General features: G+C 65.7%; 19 protein-coding genes and 1 pseudogene. 14 read left to right on the top strand and 6 right to left on the bottom strand.

Annotated features, from left to right (window positions below; translation table 11 throughout):
- Positions 1–129 precede the first annotated feature (129 nt).
- The 4 genes from G6N13_RS06895 to G6N13_RS06880 all read left to right on the top strand — a co-directional run bounded on the left by G6N13_RS06895 (position 130) and on the right by G6N13_RS06880 (position 3985).
- A complete protein-coding gene (locus tag G6N13_RS06895) occupies positions 130–393 on the top strand; it encodes a hypothetical protein (RefSeq protein ID WP_163695604.1) in 264 nt (87 codons plus the stop codon).
- A 78-nt stretch (positions 394–471) separates the two neighbouring features.
- Positions 472–2046, top strand: a complete 1575-nt coding sequence (locus G6N13_RS06890; protein ID WP_235677952.1) for a S53 family peptidase — start codon at positions 472–474, stop codon at positions 2044–2046.
- Complete coding sequence (locus G6N13_RS06885) at positions 2043–3245, top strand: zinc ribbon domain-containing protein (protein ID WP_163695602.1); 1203 nt, start codon at positions 2043–2045, stop codon at positions 3243–3245. Before G6N13_RS06890 ends, G6N13_RS06885 begins: the two co-directional genes overlap by 4 nt.
- Positions 3242–3985: a hypothetical protein gene (locus tag G6N13_RS06880; protein WP_163695599.1), complete on the top strand. Its 744-nt coding sequence runs from the start codon at positions 3242–3244 to the stop codon at positions 3983–3985. Before G6N13_RS06885 ends, G6N13_RS06880 begins: the two co-directional genes overlap by 4 nt.
- A 7-nt stretch (positions 3986–3992) precedes the next feature.
- Here the strand turns inward: G6N13_RS06880 and G6N13_RS06875 are convergent, their stop codons facing one another.
- On the bottom strand, positions 3993–4343 hold the full coding sequence (locus G6N13_RS06875) for a metallopeptidase family protein (RefSeq protein WP_163695596.1): 351 nt from the start codon (positions 4341–4343) through the stop codon (positions 3993–3995).
- A gap of 3 nt (positions 4344–4346) precedes the next feature.
- The gene (locus G6N13_RS06870; protein ID WP_163695593.1) at positions 4347–5765 is read right to left on the bottom strand and encodes a septum formation family protein; all 1419 of its coding nucleotides are present in this window, start codon (positions 5763–5765) and stop codon (positions 4347–4349) included.
- Positions 5766–5885: 120 nt separating this feature from the next.
- Between G6N13_RS06870 and serS the strand changes: the two genes are divergently transcribed.
- From serS to G6N13_RS06850, 4 genes are all read left to right on the top strand, one after another.
- Positions 5886–7139, top strand: coding sequence for a serine--tRNA ligase (serS, locus tag G6N13_RS06865; protein WP_163695590.1), 1254 nt, complete (start codon positions 5886–5888; stop codon positions 7137–7139).
- The gene (locus G6N13_RS06860) at positions 7136–7951 is read left to right on the top strand and encodes a DUF5718 family protein (RefSeq protein WP_163695587.1); all 816 of its coding nucleotides are present in this window, start codon (positions 7136–7138) and stop codon (positions 7949–7951) included. The genes serS and G6N13_RS06860 overlap by 4 nt, the downstream gene beginning before the upstream one ends.
- Positions 7952–8083: 132 nt before the next feature.
- Complete coding sequence (locus tag G6N13_RS06855; protein ID WP_163695584.1) at positions 8084–8524, top strand: hemagglutinin; 441 nt, start codon at positions 8084–8086, stop codon at positions 8522–8524.
- Positions 8525–8653: 129 nt separating this feature from the next.
- On the top strand, positions 8654–9844 hold the full coding sequence (locus G6N13_RS06850) for a hypothetical protein (RefSeq protein WP_163695581.1): 1191 nt from the start codon (positions 8654–8656) through the stop codon (positions 9842–9844).
- A gap of 88 nt (positions 9845–9932) precedes the next feature.
- Here the strand turns inward: G6N13_RS06850 and G6N13_RS06845 are convergent, their stop codons facing one another.
- Together G6N13_RS06845 and G6N13_RS06840 are read right to left on the bottom strand one after the other, a co-directional pair.
- The gene (locus G6N13_RS06845) at positions 9933–10271 is read right to left on the bottom strand and encodes a hypothetical protein (RefSeq protein WP_163695577.1); all 339 of its coding nucleotides are present in this window, start codon (positions 10269–10271) and stop codon (positions 9933–9935) included.
- Positions 10268–11818 (bottom strand): MBL fold metallo-hydrolase, encoded by a 1551-nt coding sequence (locus tag G6N13_RS06840; protein ID WP_163695574.1) that lies wholly within the window; start codon positions 11816–11818, stop codon positions 10268–10270. Before G6N13_RS06840 ends, G6N13_RS06845 begins: the two co-directional genes overlap by 4 nt.
- Before the next feature lie 86 nt (positions 11819–11904).
- Between G6N13_RS06840 and G6N13_RS06835 the strand changes: the two genes are divergently transcribed.
- The 3 genes and pseudogenes from G6N13_RS06835 to G6N13_RS06825 all read left to right on the top strand — a co-directional run bounded on the left by G6N13_RS06835 (position 11905) and on the right by G6N13_RS06825 (position 13828).
- Complete coding sequence (locus G6N13_RS06835; RefSeq protein WP_163695571.1) at positions 11905–12678, top strand: lysophospholipid acyltransferase family protein; 774 nt, start codon at positions 11905–11907, stop codon at positions 12676–12678.
- A gap of 5 nt (positions 12679–12683) precedes the next feature.
- Positions 12684–12868 (top strand): annotated as a pseudogene (locus tag G6N13_RS26095) (1-acyl-sn-glycerol-3-phosphate acyltransferase); the annotation flags it as partial.
- Between the two features lie 147 nt (positions 12869–13015).
- Positions 13016–13828 carry an HAD family hydrolase gene (locus tag G6N13_RS06825; protein WP_163695563.1) on the top strand — a complete coding sequence of 271 codons (813 nt, stop codon included), beginning with the start codon at positions 13016–13018 and terminating at the stop codon, positions 13826–13828.
- A 2-nt stretch (positions 13829–13830) separates the two neighbouring features.
- Here G6N13_RS06825 and G6N13_RS06820 read toward each other — a convergent pair whose 3' ends face one another.
- Positions 13831–15474 carry an N-acetylmuramoyl-L-alanine amidase gene (locus G6N13_RS06820; RefSeq protein ID WP_163695560.1) on the bottom strand — a complete coding sequence of 548 codons (1644 nt, stop codon included), beginning with the start codon at positions 15472–15474 and terminating at the stop codon, positions 13831–13833.
- A gap of 164 nt (positions 15475–15638) precedes the next feature.
- Positions 15639–16634, bottom strand: coding sequence for a hypothetical protein (locus tag G6N13_RS06815; protein ID WP_163695557.1), 996 nt, complete (start codon positions 16632–16634; stop codon positions 15639–15641).
- A gap of 267 nt (positions 16635–16901) precedes the next feature.
- Here G6N13_RS06815 and glf point away from each other — a divergent pair, with 267 nt between their 5' ends.
- Genes glf through G6N13_RS06800 form a run of 3 tightly spaced genes read left to right on the top strand, consistent with a single transcriptional unit; the run spans position 16902 to position 20591 of the window.
- The gene (glf, locus tag G6N13_RS06810; protein ID WP_163695554.1) at positions 16902–18119 is read left to right on the top strand and encodes a UDP-galactopyranose mutase; all 1218 of its coding nucleotides are present in this window, start codon (positions 16902–16904) and stop codon (positions 18117–18119) included.
- Complete coding sequence (locus G6N13_RS06805; RefSeq protein WP_163695553.1) at positions 18116–20056, top strand: glycosyltransferase; 1941 nt, start codon at positions 18116–18118, stop codon at positions 20054–20056. The genes glf and G6N13_RS06805 overlap by 4 nt, the downstream gene beginning before the upstream one ends.
- Positions 20049–20591: a phosphatase PAP2 family protein gene (locus G6N13_RS06800; RefSeq protein WP_163695550.1), complete on the top strand. Its 543-nt coding sequence runs from the start codon at positions 20049–20051 to the stop codon at positions 20589–20591. The genes G6N13_RS06805 and G6N13_RS06800 overlap by 8 nt, the downstream gene beginning before the upstream one ends.
- Position 20592 lies beyond the last annotated feature (1 nt).

The raw sequence follows: 20592 nt of genomic DNA, 5'->3' as shown, positions 1-20592 counted from the left end.
TTGCTATGCAATTGCTGGTGAGGTGAGATATCTTGGGGATCCTCAGCCCTTCGGGGGTGGGCTGGTTAACTGCCGGGCCAGTCAGCGACGCAAAAATAATTCCCGGCACGAAAAAAGTTAGGACTCATCATGAAGTCAGGTCGTTTGACTCGGCAGATTGCGCTTTGTGCTGGCGGGCTCGCGATCGTCGGCATGGGCACGCTGACCGCTTGTGGCAAAGATAAGGACAAGGCGCCGGAGAGCACCACGCCGACCACGACGACGAGCGCTCCCGCGCCGTCGCCCACGGAGAAGGCTGTGTCGCCTGGTGGCGCCAACTCCTTCACACCCACTGTCAAGGCTCCGCCCGCACCGACCGCGCTGCCCGGCAACGTCATCACCGGCGGCCAATGAGCCAACCGGTCCGCATCCGTCCACAGCGACCCGCCGCCGACAGTGATCGGGGCACAACGCCTTCGCGCGCTGTCTGTGGTGGGGCTGTTGGGGGTGCTCACCGCAGCCGCAGTACTGGTCGCTGATCTCCATCGGCATTCGGCGCCCGCCGAAGCCGGGGCGATCAGCGGCCCGTACGCGTCTCTGCTCGCCAGCTCGGTCGACCTCGGTCCGGCACATACCGACCACATTCAGCTGACCGCGGCACTGCGCGACGACTCCCGTCCCGATCTTCTGATGGGATGGGCTGTCCAACAAAACCTTTCGGTGCGCTGGCGCCCGGGAGACACCTGGGCGATCCTGGAAGGCGCGCCCGCCGCGGTGTCCGGTGCCTTCGGCGTCGAAGTCCACGACTACCGGGGCAAGCGCGGCCAGGTCTTCTACGCCTCGCCGCAGCAGCCGTCTGTTCCGCAATCACTCAGCGCGGAGCTCGCCGGTCTCGGCCGCATCCTGGGCTATACGCCGCACCGCGAGTCCAAGGTCTGGATGCTGCCGCTGGAGGTCCCCGACCAAGGCCTGAACCCCAGCGCTCTGCTGCGCACGTACAACGCGATGCCGTTGCACGAGAAGGGCTACACCGGCACGGGCACGACCGTCGTCGTATTCGCTTTCGACGGTTTCGACCAAGCCGACCTCAATACCTTCTCGACCACGTTCAACTTGCCGAAGTTCACCCCGGACGTCGTCGGCGGCATGCCGCCGGCCCGCCGCGGCGAGGCGACCATGGACCTCGAGGCGATCCACGCGATCGTGCCCGACGCGAAAAAGGTTCTCGTCAACGCACGCTCGACCGTCGAGGGTGACGGATCGTACGAGAAGATCGCGAAATTGATGGAGGACACCGAACGGAGTTATCCGGGTGCGGTGTGGAGCTTTTCCATCGGCTGGGGTTGCGACAAGCTGATCACTGCTCCCGACCTGGTGCCGGTGCGCGCAGCACTGTCCGCTGCGCACCGCTCGGGCACAACGGCTTTCGACGCCAGCGGTGACTTGGCCGGCCTCGATTGCAAGGGCGGCGACGAGTGGTCGTCACCGCCGAGCGAGAACGACGTCGGGCTCGACGCGGTGGCCTCCATGCCGGAGATGACCGACGTGGGTGGCACGACGGTGTCCACCGACGCCAACGGCGGCTGGCTTGCCGAACAATCGTGGTTCGACCCGCCGCTGTCCCAGGGCACCGGCGGAGGCGTCTCGGCCCTTTTCGAGCGCCCGGATTGGCAACAGGATCTCAACGTCCCCAATGGCGCCGGTAAGCGGCTGACCCCAGATATCTCGGCGGTTGCCGATCCGTTCACCGGTGTGCAGATTGTCTTCAACCAGGAGGTGATCATCGGCGGCGGGACCTCGCTGGCGGCGCCGATCTGGGCCGGTTTGACCGCATTGATGAACCAGTACGTGGTCGACATGGGCGGCTCGCTGATCGGGAATCTCAACCCGATCCTCTACACGATCGCCCGCGGCACACCGCTGCCGGCGTTTCGCGATGTCGTCCTGGGCGGCAACGCGGTGGCCAACGCCGGTCCGGGTTATGACCTGGTCACGGGGCTGGGCACCCCGAATGTCGAGAACCTCGCGCGGAATGTTCTAGTGACCCAAAAGGTGGTCGACCGATGACGGCGCCTCACGACGAAGTTCCGACGATGGAGTGTTCGGTCTGCCGGATCGACGTCCCGGCCGGTGCGTTCTGCGGCTACTGCGGCGACCATCTGGCCTCCGAGCCAACGCGCGGCCCGAAGTGGTTGCGCGGCGACACCTTTGGGGCCGCCCCAGGGGAGAGCGTGCTGCTCCCCTCGATCGCCAGTTCGTTGTTTCCCCATCTGCCTCAGCGCTCGCGAATCCCGTTCCGGGTCGGTATCGCACTGGTGCTCCTAGGCCTTGTCGCATTCTCGGTGGCCAAACTGCCTGCGGCGCTGATCACCGTCGCCGCCCTGGGGTTGCCGTTGCTGTTCGTGCTCTATCTGGTCGAGTCCCAGGTGTACCGCGACCTGGCCGGCTGGCTTCTGGTGCTGACCGGAGTCGTCAGCGCTGCACTCGGAGCGGGCTGGATCCTGCTGACCGGGGAGATGGTCGCCCGCGCCTACGGCGTACCGATGGCCACGGGCCTGGCCATCCATCACCTGATGCGGGAAGGTATCGCCATCCCGACCGGTGCGATGATCCTGATGCTGGTGCCGATCGTCCTGGTCCGGCTGATGCGCTCAAAGCCGCGAGAAGTACTGGACGGCTTCGTGGTTGGGGCATTTGCCGCGCTCATCTTCGCCGCGGCCGCGACGCTGACAAGACTGGCCCCGCAGTTCGCCGCCGGCCTGCTCGCATACAGTCGGCCCATCAAAGGACTGATCGTCGAGGCCGGCATCTGCGGCCTGACGATTCCCCTGACCGCGGCCGCCGCGGGCGGTCTGTTCGGCATGGCCTTGTGGTTCCGGGGCCAGACCACCAATTCCCACGAGCATCCCGGCCGTGTGCGTGCGGCATTGCTCGGTCTGACCGTGCTGGTGCTGATCCTCCATGTCGCCGTTGGGGCGGCGGACGTCATGGGTTGGCCGCAACTTTCGATGCTCGGGATCCATGTCGTGATGACACTGCTCTCCCTGGTGTTGTTACGGATCGGTGTGCAACTGGCGCTGCTGCACGAGGTGCCCGACCCCATCGACGAGCATGCACCGATGCTGTGCCCGCACTGCGAGCACGTCGTACCGGATATGGCCTTCTGCCCGGCCTGCGGCGCCGCGACCCGGGCCTCGTCGCGCGTATCGCGCCGCCAACGTCGTGAAACGCGGCCGGTGCGCCAGCCCGTGGCGGAGGGTTCGTGACCACTCCGGTCCCGGTGACCGGTGAGGAGGAGTTCTTGGGCTACGCGCTGCCGCCGGGCACCTATCTCGCTCCTGCGTTGCGCCACGCGCGGTTCAGCAACACGGTCGGCCTGTGGGCGGCCGGGGTCGTCGTCGTCGCGCTGATCCTGGTTGGAGTGTCGTTGATGGTCACCCAAAAGGCACCGCGCTATATGTGCCCGCCCGAATGCGGTGCCCCACCGATGGGGACGCCGGTGACCGGGCTGCCCCGCTTCACCGCTCCCGACGGGTCCTTCTCGGTCTCGTACCCGGCGCCGGGCTCGGCCTACGAGGTCACCACCGACGCCCGAGGTATCACCGCGAAGTTCACCGGCGGCGACACCGGTTATATGCAACTGTTCTCGCAGCCGGCGGCCGGCCGGTCGGCCCGCGATATCGCCGATGAACTACTGAAGAAGAAGTTCCCCGACGCCAAGGTGGCCTACGAGATCCCCAATGCGATGGTGGGGTATCAGCCTGGCTACGGCGAAGTCGCCGACGTCTGGCCGCAGGGAACGGGCAACAGCTACATCAGGATTCGAACGGTGCTGCTGGTGTCGGTCAAGAACGACCTGGCACTCGTGGCCGGCGCGGTCGGCCCCTATCACGCGTTCGGACCGGATTTCGGGCCCGGTCTGCCGTCCGGTGCGAACCTGCAGTTAGCTCAGGATATGGGCAAGTATGTCAACAGTTTCACCTGGAACGGCGACCCTGCTCGCTGAAAAAGATTCAGCCCCAGCCTAATTCGTGCAGACGATCGTCGTCGATACCGAAATGGTGTGCTATCTCATGGATTACGGTGATCGCGACTTCTTCGACCACGTCGGCCTCGGTGTCGCACATGTCCAGCAATGGTTCCCGATAGATCGTAACGGTATCCGGAAGTGAGCCAGCGTAACTGGAATCGCGTTCGGTGAGCGCGACGCCGTCGTAAAGACCCAGCAGATCGGGCTCCTCGGGGTGCTGATCTTCGATCAGTATCACGACGTTGTCGATCGCCTTGGCAAGTCCGGGTGGAATCAGATCCAGCGCGTCGCCGACCAATTCCTCGAACCGCTGCGGGTCCATCCGTACAGGCACGACCTAAGCCGGTGGGGGAACGACGTCGACCGGACCGGGCGGCGGGCCTGCGGGTGGCGGCGGGGCCGCTGGCGGCGGGGGTCCGTCCATCGGCGGTGCGTCCAGCGGCGGTCCCGCCGGCTGCGCGGGTACGAACTCCCCGTTGAGGACGTTGCCTTGCTGCGGTGGCGGAGCCCCCGCGGTGCTGCTGGGCGCTGCGGTCGAGGTAGGCACCTGCGTCTGCTGCGTCGACTGCTGCGGCAGGTGCTGGGTCTGGGTGGACTGCGTCGACTGGCCCGATTGGCCGGACTGGCTGCTGTCACTGGTCGACGGTGCGTACTGCGTGCTCGGGATCGACGGCAGCAGCGGAATCGACGGAAGGCTCAGCCGTTCCTGGGGAATGTCCGGCGGCGGGACGGGCGGCATCCCGTTGATGAGTAGCGCACCCTTGGCCGGGTTGATCAGCGTCGCCCAGCCACCGTTGCCCAGCGTGGCGCCGATGCTGCAAGCCACCTGGTGGCTGCCCGCGGTCCAGCTCGGCAGCGAGATCGTGCTGTAAATCAGCGTCAGGGTGGTGGAGCGCAGTTGTAGCGGCGCCAGGTAGGCATCGGTCATCCGCGTGCATGCTTCCTTGATGAACGCGTCCTGGTCGGCTTCGGTCGGCAGGGTGCCGGAGAATTTTTCGGCCAGGTTCACCGAGCCGGTGACTTCAATGGCGTGCGGTGCGCCGCAGTCGACCGGGATATCGGTGGGCTGGCTGGTGGGCTGGTCGATGCCGAGGCAGGTGCCGGCCGGCCAGACCTTGGACTGGTCGACCTCGGCCACCCGGCCCTTGACGGCGGTCTGCTGGCCGTCGGCTCCCGGCAGCTGCAGGCCGCACAGCATCCGTCGCTCGCCGTCCTGCTTCCAGGCCTTGTCACCTGACCACAGCATGCTGATGGTGAACTTGCTGTTGGGATCGAACTTGTCGCCGAGGTAGCGCTCAACGGCCGGCTGGCAGTGTTCCAGGCTGATCTGCTGGATGCGCGCGGCGTTCGGCGGCGGGGCGTCAGGGCCGTATTCGGTCCCCGGGTAGGTCCGCGTATCGACCGACTCTGCGACTTCGAAGCGGTGGTCGTTCTTGCAGTCGACGATGGTGGCGGAGTCGGGATCCTTGCCCGGCCAGTTCAGGCAGTTGCCCGCCTTCGCGTTGGCGAATGCCGCGGTGCCTTTGAAGCCCGACAGCGGGTCGGAGCCGGCATAACCGGCCAGCCGGTTGTTGAACCCGATCGGCAGGGCGGTCACGACGCCGGCGATCAGCAGGGCACCCAGCGCGGTCAGCAGGAGTGCCCGGCGCGTCGAGGTGGCCTGGAAAGTGCCCAGAAAGCCGCGCCGCGGCGTGCCCTGTTCGGGCAGCTCGGGCGTGACGTCCTCGCGCTCGGATAACTGCAACATCGTCTCCATTGTGGCAGTCGCGAGCAGGTGTGTGACAAGTGATGCAGTTGTACTGTTATGGGGTTGTGCTGTGCGTTCTCCCCGGAGGGGCCGACGCGGTGGCCAACGCCAATAGCTAGGGTTGCGGTCGTGATCGACCTGAAACTGCTGCGCGATGACCCCGATGCGGTACGGCGATCCCAGCTCAGCCGTGGTGAGGATCCGGGGCTCGTCGACGCTCTGCTTGAGGCCGATACCGCACGCCGGGCGGCGATATCGGCCGCCGACACGCTGCGGGCCGAGCAGAAGTCCGCCAGCAAAAAGGTCGGCTCGGCCTCCCTGGAGGATCGGCCCGCACTACTGGAGCAGGCCAAAGAACTTGCCGCACAGGTTAAGTCGGCCGAAGCCGAGCAAGTAGCGGCCGAAGCGGCCTTCACGAGTGCGCACATGGGGATTCAGAACGTCATCATCGATGGCGTCCCGGCCGGTGGCGAGGCCGATTTCGTCGTCCTCGACGTGGTCGGCCAGCCACGGCAGATCGAGAATCCGAAAGACCACCTCGAACTCGGCGAGGCGCTTGGGCTGATCGATATGGAACGCGGCGCGAAGGTGTCCGGCTCGCGGTTCTATTTCCTGACCGGCCGCGGCGCACTGTTGCAGCTCGGCCTGCTGCAGCTGGCGGTGCGGTTGGCGACCGACAACGGCTTCACCCTGATGATCCCGCCGGTACTGGTGCGTCCCGAGGTGATGGCCGGCACCGGCTTCCTGGGCGCCCACGCCGACGAGATCTACCACCTGCAGGACGATGACCTCTACCTCGTCGGCACCTCGGAGGTGCCGCTGGCGGGGTACCACTCCGACGAGATCCTCGACCTGTCCGGTGGTCCGGCCCGGTACGCCGGGTGGTCGTCGTGCTTCCGCCGGGAGGCCGGCAGCTATGGCAAGGACACCCGCGGCATCATCCGGGTGCATCAGTTCGACAAGGTTGAGGCCTTCGTCTACTGCCGTCCCGAGGACGCCGAGGCCGAACATCAGCGGCTGCTGGGCTGGCAGCGCCAGATGCTCGAGCTGATCGACGTGCCGTATCGCGTGATCGATGTGGCCGCTGGAGATCTGGGGTCCTCGGCCGCGCGGAAATTCGACTGTGAGGCGTGGGTACCCACCCAGCAGGCCTACCGCGAGCTGACCTCGACGTCGAACTGCACGACGTTCCAGGCCCGCCGGCTGGCTACCCGCTACCGCGACGAGAACGGCAAGCCGCAGACCGCGGCAACACTCAACGGCACGCTGGCTACCACGCGGTGGCTGGTTGCGATCCTGGAAAACCATCAACAGCCAGACGGCAGCGTGCGGGTTCCCGCCGCCCTGGTGCCTTACGTGGGGACGGAGATCCTGCAACCGTGATCGAACTCGACCTGGATGAGATCAAAAACTGGTTCGGCTTCGGGGTCGCCGGGAACTTCGCCGGCCACCTCGAACAAGCCGGTGAGGCAGTCGATTTCGTCAACGTTGCCAGCGAGGGCGTCGCGCCCAAGGGGATCTTCCCGTGGTACGCGCCCGGTCACGACAGCTTCCTCGGCGAGTTCCCGCTCTCGCATGACGCGCTGATGGTGCCGAACACGACGGAGGCCGACGGGCCGCTCAACCTGCAGATCGAACCCGAGGTCGGGTTGGCCTGCGATGTGGTGTGGGAGGGCGACACCGTGGTCACGCTGAGGCCGTTCGCCCTCGGCGCGTTCAACGACTGCTCGATCCGCCGCCCCAACGCCGCCAAGATCAGTCACAAGAAGAACTGGGGCCCATCGTCGAAAGGTGTTGCGCACCAGTTCTTTGACATCAGCGATCTGACCCCGGACGGGCCGACCGCGACACTTCGGCTGCTGTGCCACCTGCGCACGTCCGACGGTGTGCACCACGAGTACGGGGTGGACAGCCCGCTGCTGGGCTACTCGTACTACGGCGAGGTGCTGCTGGACTGGATCGTTGAGCGGCTGGCCAACCAAAAGGGTTCGCCCGATACGCCTTTGGAGGATGTCGGCGCGCTGATGGTGGCGTGCGGCCGGCCGCAGAAGGTGTTGATCGGCATCGGTGCGACGCGCTACACCAAGCTGGGGGAGTCGACGTACCTGCAACCGGGTGACGAGGCCATCGTGCGGGTCTACGACACCGACAGCGACGCGGCATCCGAACTGCGCCAACTGGTTTGGTCGCCTTAGCTCCCTTACGCCCAAACCAAGGTTTGGCAGTGAGAGTGCGAGTGGATCGCACCGTTTCGCCCAAAGGTGATGTCTGACCGGAGACCGTCATGCCACCGCCAGCGTGTCTCCCACGGCGCTGACGTTTCCGGCGTGATGTTCGGCAGAGAGTACGAAAACACCGCACGTGACCTGCTCAAAGCGGTGACCGCCGGTATCGACGCGTGTGGTGAGACCGGGTACGGCATCCAGGTCAGTGCAGCAGCAACTGGCCCCGCAGCTAACGTCGAGAAGACGCAGAATGCGATCCGGGAACTGTTGAACAAGCTTGGCTCGGTGGGCGGCATTATGGGGACGCTCTTCGAAGACCATATGAATCCTCTGCGGTTCGCCTACGACCCCGATGGTGCACTGAAGACATGGACAGGCATTGCGGAGCTGAGCAACGCAGTCATGAATCCGGCCCCGTTGGCGCAGATGGCAGTGAAGGATCCTGCGAAGTTCGAAGCGATAATCAAAGGGCTGGCGCGCACCGACGAGTGGAGCAGGGACCGCCCGATGCTGGCGGCCAGTCAGAACATCGCCGCCGGTTGACGGCCTGGAGGGTCATGGACGGTTCGCGCCGAATCCGGATGCTCCGGAATTTGTCGAAATCGGACACTAGCAACCTACCGTCAAGTAAGTTACTTGTCTGTTAGTCAACTACTTGGTAAGGGAGAAGCAGTGGACGTATTGCTGCGTTCGAAGGTTTCCGCGGGCATCGCGATCGTCGGTGCGAGCGCGATCGTCGTTTCGCCGATATCGGTGACGATACCCGACATGCGGGCGCCGGCTATCCACATGTCGAGCCTTGCGACGGCACTCGCGTCAACGTCGCAGAGCCTGCCCACCTGGGCGCAAGTCATCGAGACCACATTCAGCAACATCGCCATGCTGGGGACTCAGGTGCAGGGGAGTCCCGATCCGATCCTGCAGCAGATCATCACCAACCAGCTCGCCAATGTCGCCACCATCTCGACGGCCCTGGGAGGCGCCTTCGGCGGCCTCGTCGCTGGTCTGACGGCGCTGCCCAAGGCGTTTCTCACCGCGACCCAGCAGCTGGCCGCCGGCCAGTTCAGCGATGCCGTGCAGACGCTGTTCCAGGGCGGCCTCGGACTGGTACTGGCTCCCGTGATCAGCCTGCTCCCGGTTTTCAACATCCCCGGACAGATTGCGAAGAACGTCTCCAACGTGCTCACTGCGCTGCCGGGCATCCTTCTGAGCGTCGGCCTTGCTGCAATCTCCCCAATTGGGGGTGCCGTCTATGCGTTTGGTGACGCCGGGCAACTCGTCGTCGACTCGCTGCAGGCCGGGGATGCTGTGGCGGCCATCCGCGCCCTCATCAACATCCCTGCCGCAATGACGGGTGCCTTCCTCAACGGATATCCGGCAACGTCCAGCTCGGGGATCCTCAGCCCGTATGCGGGCTCCTCCTTCGGTTCGGGCTTGATCGCCAGCTTGTTGGCCGCGCGCGACACGATTGCGCAGGCACTGGGTGCCCCGGTACCGCCGTCGTCGGCGGCTGTGGTCGCGCGGTCGGCCGCTCCGTCCGCCGAGGTTGCGACCCGGCCGAAGGGCACCTCGACCGAGGGCTCAGCAGGGGCGGGCAACGGCACCGGTTCGGCTGCAACCGACTCGGCTCCGAGCGTGGCTGCGTCGCACAAGACGACAGTGACCAGCGATGGCAACACGGCGGTTCCCGGAGCGACCACTAGCCCGACGGCAGCTACCGGCACCGGTTCGGAGACGGGGCCCGGGGCGGGCAGCACTGCAGGCCGACAAGGGGGCGAGGGAGCCAAGAAGGGCCAGGGTGTCAGCGCCCGGAACGCGAGCGGCTCCGCCAAGGCCGGGGCGCACAGCGGCGGCGCCCAGTAATCACAGCGTCCACACCAGGTAGTCCGTCCCGTCGTGGGATGGGCTACCAGGTGTGCGACTGTCGTTCCGCCAAGGCCGCAGCGCGGGCTTAGTCTTCCAACAGCTCGTCGAGCGTTGCCAGGAACTCCCGGGGCTTGACCGGGGTGAACGCCGGACTTGGATTCGTACCCGGCACGTCGAGCGTGATCAGGGTCGACTTGATCGGTCGATAGATGTCCAGCGGCATCCAGCGCCGCAGATCAGAACTACCCCACAGCCGGAACCGCTGCATCCACACTCCCAGTGGTTCGGCCTGGTAGCCCTTGATCGCCCGCAGTGGGATCACCTTGGCCGTTCCCGACGGGAAGTGGTAGCGCCGCAACGTGAGTGCGAAACGGTCCAGTTGAACCAGACCGTCGTCGTAGTGCTGCTGCCCAGCGGCGCTCATTGCCGGGAGCGCCGCAATTCGTGGCCCGTGGTCGTCAGGCAGCGGCCGTTCTCCAGGTTCCACTGCCAGCCGTGCAGATTGCACGTCAGCGTCGAGCCCTCCACCACACCGAATTTCGAGAGATCCGCTTTCAGGTGCGGGCAGCGGCGCTGCATGGTCCAGCCGTCCAGCGTGATGTCTCCGGTGTCGTCGTGCGCCTCGGCGAACCAGCCGTCGGCGTAGGCGATCCGCTCGTCGGTCAGGCACTTGAAGAAGGTGTACAGGTATTCGTTGAACCCGCCGACCCGCCAGGCCCGGAACCGGGTGGACAAGAAGATCGTGTTGACCCAGTCCGGCTCGTCGTCGCGTAGCACAGTGCGCACCAGCTCCGGTGCTATCTCGAAGCCATAGCGGAACTTCTCGTCCGCAACCGGTTCGCGCACAGCACGTTTCGGGAAGTCCACCACGATGGTCTCCGAGCCGATTCGCAGCTCGACCGGATAGCCGATGCCATCGCAGATCTGATCGCTCTGCAGCATGATCGGCTCGAACTTCGCCCGCAAAGGCTCCAGGAGCGACTCCCCGGTCGCCGGCGCCCACGATGCCTTCGCGGCGGCCAGCACCGGCGCCATCCGCTGCGCGTACTCGGCGATGTAGGAAGCTTTGCCGGTGGTGAAGATCGCCTCGACCTCGGCGGTCGGTATCGGGTGCGACAGCGAATCTAGTTGTCTACCAGTGAATTCGGCTACCGTGCCGGGGATCATGAGCAATCCACCGTCATTGCCGTTGCGCCGCATCTGGTCCAGGAAAACCATCTGATCGGGGAAGATATTCGCGGGGTCGCCGTGATCGTCGTTGAGATCGCGCAGTGCGGGATCCAGGAAGCACGGTGGGCCGGCCGACGGGATAACCCACGTCGCATCGACATCCGAGATGAACTGCCGGCACCGGTCCATGCCCCGTTGGCGCTTCTGGGTGCCGAACGATTCCTTGGCTCGCGCAGGCATGTCGTAGACCATCGGGTACCAGATCGCACCGGAGTACTGCAGCATGTGCACGTCGATGTGGCCGAAAGCGTCGGCCAGCCCGTCCACCGCCAGCGGCCGCGAGTCGTTCATGTTGAACACCGTGGTGGTGCCGTCGGAGACGATCAGTCCGGAGTCACCGATGGGCCCGTCGGCAGGGGCTCGCAGCGCGACGATCATCACGTCCAGCTCGCCCTTGGGCCCGCTGATCCGATGCTTGACGGAATCGGCGGTCTCAAAGAACCGGTGGAAGCCCACTTTCTCCAGTTCGCGCCTCAGATCGGGTACCGGAAAGTCCGGCAGCAGTACGACAGCGTCCTTGTTGACGTACTCGGTGAGCAGCTGCGGATCGAAGTGATCCTTGTGCAGGTGGGAGACATAGAGATAGTCGCAGTCGCCGATCGCGGCCCAGTCCAGGCCGCTGTTATCGGGGAAAACGAACCACGATGCGAAATAAGCGGGGTTCAGCCACGGGTCGCACAGGATGCTCCCCGCCTGGGTGTCGATTCGAAAACCGGCGTGGCCGATGCTGGTGACCTGCACAAATCTCCTTACCCCTGGTCGCTGCACCCCAACCGAGCTTAGCGGTCCGTGCGCGGCGCGGAATGCCAGCGGGCTAGGCTGACCGAGTGGAACCGGTATACGGGACTGTCATCCAGCTCGCTCGGCTGACGTGGCGTGCGCAGGGCTTGAAGTTCACCGTGACCGGGGTCGAGAACCTGCCCGTCACCGGTGGGGCCGTCATCGCCATCAACCACACCAGCTATTTCGACTTCACCTTTGCCGGGCTGCCCGCCTATCTGCAGCACCGCGGCCGCAAGGTGCGGTTCATGGCCAAGCGAGAGGTCTTCGACGCCAAGGTCACCGGGCCCATCATGCGTAGCCTGCGGCACATTCCGGTGGACCGGGACAATGGCGCAGCCTCGTTCGATGCAGCCTGCCTGGCGCTCAAGGCCGGCGAGCTGGTGGGGGTTTATCCGGAGGCGACGATCAGTCGCAGCTTTGAACTTAAAGAGTTCAAGTCGGGCGCGGCGCGGATGGCGATCGCCGCCGACGTGCCGATCATCCCGCACATCGTGTGGGGCGCCCAGCGCATCTGGACCAAGGGCCATCCGCGCAAGATGTGGCGGCCCAAGGTGCCCATCACTATCGCCGTGGGTGAACCCATCGCGCCGACGCTGCCGGCCAATGAACTCACCGCGCTGCTGCATTCGAGAATGCAGCACCTGCTCGAACAGGTACAGGACAGCTACGGTCATCCTGCCGGCGAATTCTGGGTGCCGCACCGGTTGGGTGGCGGTGCGCCGACCCTGGCGGAGGCGGCTGTGATGGAAGCGGCCGAAGCTGCGGAAAAAGCGGCCAAACGAGCGCAGCGCGGTGATCCGCCAGGGCCAGCGCGGTAACCGTCATGGAACCCGTTTTCCGCACCCTGGAGATCGCCGCCTCGATGGCGGCCAGGGCCGCGGGGACCACGATCACCTTCGAGGGCTTTGAGAACATCCCCGCGCGTGGTGGCGCGTGGTGGCGAGCAATCACACCAGCTACGTCGACTTCCCGCCTGCTGCACTGGGCACTCGTCAACGCAGGCGCCGGGGAGCTTGTCGGGGTCTACCCGCACCCGCCCGGCGAGTATTGGGTGCCTGAGGTTCTCGGTGGCGGCGCTTCGATCCTGGCCGAGGCCAAGCGCCTCGACGAGGCCGAACTTGCCCGGCGCGCGCGCCACACAAGGGAGCATCACTGATGCTGCCCGCGCTGATCGCCACCGATGTGGACGGCACGCTGCTCGATGAGGATGAGCACATCACGCCGCGCACCCGCCAGGCAGTGTTGGCCGCGGTCGCCTCCGGTGTCCAGTTCGTGCTGGCGACGGGCCGCCCCCCGCGGTGGGTACCTCCGATCGTCGAAGAGTTGGGATTCGCCCCGATGGCGGTGTGCGCCAACGGCGCGGTCATCTATGACTCCGAGCAGGACCGGATCATCTCCGCGCGCACCCTGTCCGTCGACGTGCTCACCGAACTCGCCGAGATCGCGGCCAGGGTGATCCCGGGGGTAGGTCTGGCCGTCGAGCGGGTCGGCCGCAGCGCGCACGACGCGGCGACGCCACAGTTCGTCAGTTCACCGGGATATGAACACGCCTGGCTCAACCCGGATAACACCGAAGTCTCGATCGAGGACCTGCTCAGCGCTCCCGCGGTGAAGCTGTTAATCCGCAGGGCCGGTGCGCGCAGCTCAGAAATGGCCGCTGAGCTAGCCAAACATATTGGGGTTCAAGGGGATATCACCTACTCCACAAACAATGGCCTGATCGAGATCAATCCACTCGGGACCAGTAAGGCGACCGGTGTCGATGAGGTCGCCCGCCCGCTGGGGATCACCGCCGAAGATGTGATCGCGTTCGGAGACATGCCCAACGACGTGCCGATGTTGCGCTGGGCGGGCCTAGGCGTCGCGATGGGCAATGCCCACCCGGAGGCCATCGCCGCCGCCAACGAAGTGACCACGTCCAATGCCGACGACGGATTGGCGCGCGTTCTCGAACGCTGGTGGCTCTGAACCTAGTTCGCCGGTGCCTCGAGCACCGGGTTCGCTGCGCGGCTGAACCGCTCCAACTGCACCGGCGGCCCTTCGGCAGCCGGTGGCGGCATCACCAGTGTCAGTGCGTCGACCACCCGCAAGACGTTGTGGGTCTGCCGGTCGAAGTTCAGGGTGCCATGCTGGAAGTTCTGCACGATCCATTCGGGTTCCTGGATCTCACCGCTGGTCGGCAGGCCCAGTGCGCCGCGCTCAAACCCCAGCGATGCCCAGGCCTCATAAATCGCTCCGGTCAGTGGCTGTGCCTCGGTGGTCGGTGACCAGTAGATCGCGCCATGCTCGAAAGTGACGTAGCGCGCGGCGCCGTCGGCCGATGACTCTGGGGACGTCGGTTCCCCAAGGGGCCCGTCTTTGCCGCCCATGGCTTCCCATTTGGCGAAGATCGCCCCGCCCCGCAATGATTCGACGAGATCAGGTGGTCGGTTGAAACGTGCTGCGATATCGCGGATTTGACCGAGTGCCGCGTAACCTGCATTGCCTGGGCACTCGGTGTTGCCGACGTCGCGGTGGGCGAAGATCGTCGGCAACGTGGGAGTCGCCCCGGCAGGGAAGAACGTGTAGTCGCCGCCGGCTGAGGTCAGGTTCACGGTGCCCAGCGGATTGACTCGGTCCAGGCCCATCCGCCAGCCCAGCAGCCTGCCGACCGTGCGGACCAGAATCTCGGTCGGCGGAACGTCTTCGAAGTCGCCGATCATCGATACGCCCCACACGTCGCGGTTGAATCCGCCGGTGTGCGAACCGAGTACGTCCTTGGTGATGCCACCGGCCCGGCCTTCGAAAACCTGGCCGTACTTGTCCACCAGGGCGTTGTAGGCGATATCGCACCAGCCCAGGGTGCGGGTGTGGTAGGCGTAGATCGACCGGACGATGGCCGCCGAATCCTCCGGTGCGTAATCGTTGCTGCCCGCCGTGTGGTGCACCACGGCGGCACGAATTCCATTGCCGTAGATAGTATTACCGCAACGCATATGGTCGTCGGCGCCCCACTGGGCGCGGCTGATGATGTTCGGCGGCTGGCCCGGGCCGAGGGCGGCCGTCGGTGGCTGCCACTGCGAATCGACCGGCGCCTTCGGCGGGGTGATCAGCACGGCCGAGATGTTCTGTGCGAAGGGCTGTTCGGCGGTGGCAGGCACGTAGCCCAGTTCCTTGCCGGCATCCAGGCCGGTTTCGGGTGGCGCGCTGGTGACCGGAGCGTTCGCCGGACGGGTCACCGCGATCTGCACCGAGGTCGTGGTGCCCACGAACACCGGATCGGTACCGCGGGGTCCGCCGTGCTGGGTGTCGTCGGCGTTGGACTCGAGGGTCTCGGCGTCGTACCACGGACCCCAGCTGCCGTCTGGTCGCTTGGCGCGTACCCGTGCCGATGTTCCGGTGAGATCGCTACCCGTCAGCGCCACCATCGAGAACGGCGTGGCCTGGCTGATTTCGCGGATCGTCTGACCGCCGCCCAGTCCGGTCAGCGGCTGCTGGGACAGCACGGTGTCAGCGGCGCTGGGCACGTCCTGGTGGTCCGAACCGGGTACCCCGGTGACCGCCCACGGCAGGATGACGACGGTCGCCGCGATTGCGGTGAACACGATCGACGGCGCGGGTCGACGGGACAGCACAAGGCGATGTTACGTATGTGCCCTCTGATACCAATGTTTCGACACGGGCCAGTGTGAAGAAAGTGATAACTGGGACCTGCAACGGCACCGCAGGGGCCTCTCCGGGTTCACTGACCTAGCGGCCTGACCCACACCCTGCGGTGCCGTTCCGATGCAGGTCTCTGTTAACCAGCCGGGGCCGCTGCTGCCGCGGGGGCAGCGGGGGCAGCGGCAGCGGCCGATGCGCCTTGCATCGCCTGGGTGATCGACGGCATGACCACGCCCTTGAGCAGGTCGATGGCCTGTCCGACGCCTAGCTGGTTCGCGGCGCTGGTCAGGTCGCTGATGAGCCCACCGGACGCGGCCGGTGCACTCGGCATCGCCAGCGACGGGTCGCCGAGGATTGGGTACGTCCCGGCCGCCGGTGCGCTGATCGGCAGCTCATTCGGCACGCCGAGGCCGGTTGCCGACGGGCTGGTCAGCCCTGGTGTCGTCAAGCCCGGGGTGCCGAGCTGGGGAGTGGTCAGCGCCGGGTTGGTGAGCCCGGGATTGGTCAGCGACGCCGACGCCGGCGGCGTGGTGAGACCCGGTGTCGTCAAGCCTGGGGTCGTGAGACCAGGTGTGGTCAGACCGGGTGTGCTGACGCTCGGCGTGGTGAGACCGGGTGTGGTCAGCCCAGGTGTGGTGAGACCCGGAGTGCTCAACCCGGGTGTGGTGAGCCCCGGAGTGCTCAGGCTGGGGGTGGTGAGACCAGGTGTGGTCAGGCCCGGTGTGGTCAGGCCCGGTGTGGTCAGGCCCGGTGTGGTCAGGCCCGGTGTGGTCAGGCCCGGTGTGGTCAGGCCAGGAGCGGTCAGGCCAGGTGTGGTCAACCCGGGCGTGCTCAAGCTCGGCGTCGTCAGCGCCGGGCCGGCCTGCGCCGGCTGGGCGCCGGCCGGGCTCAGGCCCGTCGGCAGCGGCGGCAGGTTGATCCCGAACTGCGACAGACCCTGCTGCAGTGCGGACATGATCTCGTTCGGCAGGTCGGTCACCACCGCGGCGCGGACGAACTCGCGCTGTTCGAGTGCCTTCTGCGGGGTAGCGGTCAGTTCGACCACGCCAATAGCGGCAATAGGACTTGCGACGGCCAGTGCGGCGACTGCGCTCATGGCGGTCGAGAGCTTGCGTCGACGGCTGTTAGGCACGGAAGTCTCCTCAATATCTAGACAACGTTCGTGTCTGAATTACTTCGTAAGGTCCGGATACGGCCGTGCGCCGAATTCGAAGCCAACGTGATCGATGGTACGAGTGGGACTGATGTGATTGAAGTGACGATGCGGAATCGTGAGCTAATTGCGACCTGGAATCGTTACGAGCCCACGTGATTCCCACGGGGTTTGCTCGTGATTTCCGGGCCCTGCCCGGGCTTGCGATGCGGGTCACACCGCCTGGGTCCGATAACCTAGGCCCCGATGAGCTCTTCAGAATCCCCGGGCGGGACAAGCTCCTTCGACCTCTTCGTCGTCGGCTCAGGTTTCTTCGGCCTGACCATCGCCGAACGGGTGGCCAGTCAGCTCGGCAAGCGTGTGCTGGTGATCGAACGCCGGTCGCACATCGGCGGCAATGCCTACTCCGAGCCCGAGCCGCAGACCGGCATCGAGATCCACAAGTACGGCGCGCACCTGTTCCATACCTCTAATGCGAGGGTCTGGGATTACGTCCGCCAGTTCACCGACTTCACCGGATACCAGCACCGGGTGTTCGCCATGTATGGCGGGCAGGCCTACCAGTTCCCGATGGGGCTGGGCTTGGTGGCGCAATTCTTCGGGAAGTACTTCACCCCGGACGAGGCGCGCCAGCTGATCAGGGAGCAGGCCGCCGAATTCAAGACCGACGAGGCCGCCAACCTCGAGGAGAAGGCCATCTCGCTGATCGGCCGCCCGCTCTATGAGGCGTTCGTCAAGGGCTACACCGCCAAGCAATGGCAGACGGACCCCGTCGACCTTCCCGCTGCCGTCATCAGCCGCCTGCCGGTCCGCTACAACTTCGACAACCGCTACTTCAATGACACCTACGAGGGCCTCCCCGTCGAGGGCTACACGAAGTGGCTGGAGAACATGGCCGCTGACGACCGCATCGAGGTGCGGCTCGACACCGATTGGTTCGACGTCCGCGACACCCTGCGCGCCGAAAACCCCGACGCTCCGGTCATCTACACCGGTCCGTTGGATCGCTACTTCGACTACGCCGAGGGTCGGCTGGGCTGGCGCACCCTGGATTTCGAGCTCGAGGTGCTGGCCACCGGGGATTTTCAAGGCACGCCGGTGATGAACTACAACGACCTTGACGTGCCCTACACCCGCATTCACGAGTTCCGGCACTTCCATCCGGAGCGTGACTATCCGACCGACAAGACGGTCATCATGCGGGAGTTCTCCCGGTTCGCCGCCGACGATGACGAGCCCTACTACCCGATCAACACCGAAGCCGACCGTGAGGTGCTGGCCGCCTACCGGACTCGGGCCAAGGCCGAGACCGCCTCGGAGAAGGTTCTTTTCGGCGGCAGGTTAGGCACATACCAGTACCTGGACATGCACATGGCTATCGCCAGCGCGCTGAACATGTACGACAACACCCTGGCGCCACACCTGCGCGACGGGGCTCCGCTGACCGAAAGCAGCACAGAATGAGCGAGATTCCGTCCGGACCGATCGCGGCCGGCGAAACCAAAGCCGTCAGCCTCTTGTCCCGGGTGATCCTGCCCCGGCCGGGTGAACCGCTCGACGTCCGCAAGCTCTACATCGAGGAGTCGGAGACCAACGCGCGCCGCGCGCATGCGCCCACTCGCACCACGCTGGAGATCGGCGCGGAGTCCGAAGTCTCGTTCGCGACGTACTTCAATGCGTTCCCGGCCAGTTATTGGCGACGCTGGTCGACGCTGGAGTCGGTGGTTCTGCGGGTCGAACTGACGGGTTCGGCCCGCGTCGATGTCTACCGATCCAAGGCCACCGGCGCGCGAATCACCGTCGGTGGCACCGAAGTCAGCAGCCGGGACGAAGTAACAACCACCGCGGCGGAGTTCGAGATCGGCCTGGACCCCTTCGAGGACGGCGGCTGGATCTGGTTCGACATCACCACCGACACCAAGGTCACCGTGCACAGCGCGGGCTGGTTCGCGCCGGTGGCCGCGCCGGGGCGGGCCAGCGTCGCGGTAGGAATTCCGACCTTCAACCGGCCGGCGGACTGTGTCAACGCGTTGGCGGCGCTGACCTCTGATCCGTTGGTGGACAACGTGATCACTGCAGTCATCGTCACCGACCAAGGTACGAACAAGTCCACCGAGCACCCCGATTTCCCGGCCGCTGCCGCCAAACTCGGTGACCGTTTGTCGATTCACCACCAACCCAACCTCGGCGGCTCCGGCGGCTACAGCCGGGTGATGTACGAGGCGCTGAAGAACACCGACTGCGAACAGATCTTGTTCATGGACGACGATATCCGCATCGAGCCGGATTCGGTGCTGCGGGCCTTGGCGCTCAACCGGTTTGCCAAGACGCCTACCCTGGTCGGCGGCCAGATGCTCAACTTGCAGGAGCCCTCGCACCTGCACGTCATGGGTGAGATGGTCGACTCCGAGAACTTCATGTGGACCGGTGCGCTCAACACCGAATACGACCACAACTTCGCGAAGTATTCGCTCAACGACGAAGAGGAATACCGCAGCCGGCTGCTGCACCGCCGGATCGATGTCGACTACAACGGCTGGTGGATGTGCATGATCCCGCGGCAGGTCGCTGAGGAGCTCGGTCAGCCGTTGCCGCTGTTCATCAAATGGGACGACGCCGATTACGGACTTCGGGCCGGTGAGCACGGTTATCCCACCGTCACACTGCCCGGTGCGGCGATCTGGCACATGGCGTGGAGCGACAAGGATGACGCCATCGACTGGCAGGCCTATTTCCATCTGCGCAACCGGTTGGTGGTGGCTGCCCTGCACTGGGACGGAAACGTCCGGGGCCTGATCGCCAGCCATTTGAAGGCCACGCTCAAACACCTTCTGTGCCTTGAGTATTCGACCGTCGCAATCCAGAACAAGGCGATGGACGACTTCCTCGCCGGGCCGGAGCACATCTTCTCGATCCTGGAGGCCGCGTTGCCGGAGGTTCGGCAAATGCGGACGCAGTATCCCGATGCCGTCGTGCTGGCGAGCGCGACGTCGCTGCCCACCCCGTCGGACAAGCGGTGGCGCAAGAAGGTCAACATCCCGACCAACCCGCTGTCGATCTCGTTGCGGCTTGCTCGCGGTGTGGCCCATCAGCTCAAGCGGCACGATCCCGTGCATCACGAGCGCCCGCAGATCAACGTCGCGACGCAGGACGCCCGCTGGTTCTCGCTGTGCCGCGTGGACGGTGTCACCGTGACCACCGCCGACGGGCGCGGTGTGGTCTACCGCCAACGTGACCGCGCGAAGATGTTCGCGCTGCTGCGTGAATCGACGCGTCGTCAGGTGCAGCTGGCTTGCAAGTTCAATCGGATGCGCCGGGTCTACCGCAAGGCATTGCCGGTGCTCGCCAGCAAGGAGAAGTGGGAAACGGTGCTGCTCGAGAACTCCTCCACCCATGCCTGACGCTGAGCCCGTTGCGCCGCCCGCGAGCGGCGAAGTGGCCGCTCTTGTCGCTATCCAGTCGACGTTGGGCACGCCCCCGGTGATCGAGGTGGCCCGCGCGATGTCCCACTTCGGTGAGCACGCCCAGGGCTGGGTCGCGATCTCCGCGGTGGGCGCACTGGTCATGCCCAGTCGCCGCCGGGACTGGGTGCTGGCGGGTGCGGGAGCAGTCGCCGCACATGCGGCTGCGATCGCCATCAAGTTGGTGGTGAAGCGCAAGCGGCCCCACCATCCGGCGATCGCGGTCAACGTCGGCACGCCGAGCGCGCTCAGCTTTCCCTCGGCGCACGCCACCTCCACAACTGCCGCGGCTATGCTGCTGAGCCGAGCCACCCGGTCTCGGCTGCCGCTGGTAGTGGTGCCTGCGATGGCCCTGTCGCGGCTGGTGCTCGGCGTGCATTACCCGAGCGATGTCCTTGCCGGGGCGGCGGTCGGCGCGGTGGTCGCGCGGACGGTCGGCTGTTGTGCCTCACGTGAGAAGGAGACGCCGAAGTGAG

Origin of the sequence: Mycolicibacterium sarraceniae (genome assembly GCF_010731875.1) — a bacterium.
Classification (GTDB): Bacteria; Actinomycetota; Actinomycetes; order Mycobacteriales; family Mycobacteriaceae; genus Mycobacterium; species Mycobacterium sarraceniae.
Note: the sequence above shows the minus strand (reverse complement) of the source record. Positions and strands in the feature narration are given on the sequence as shown.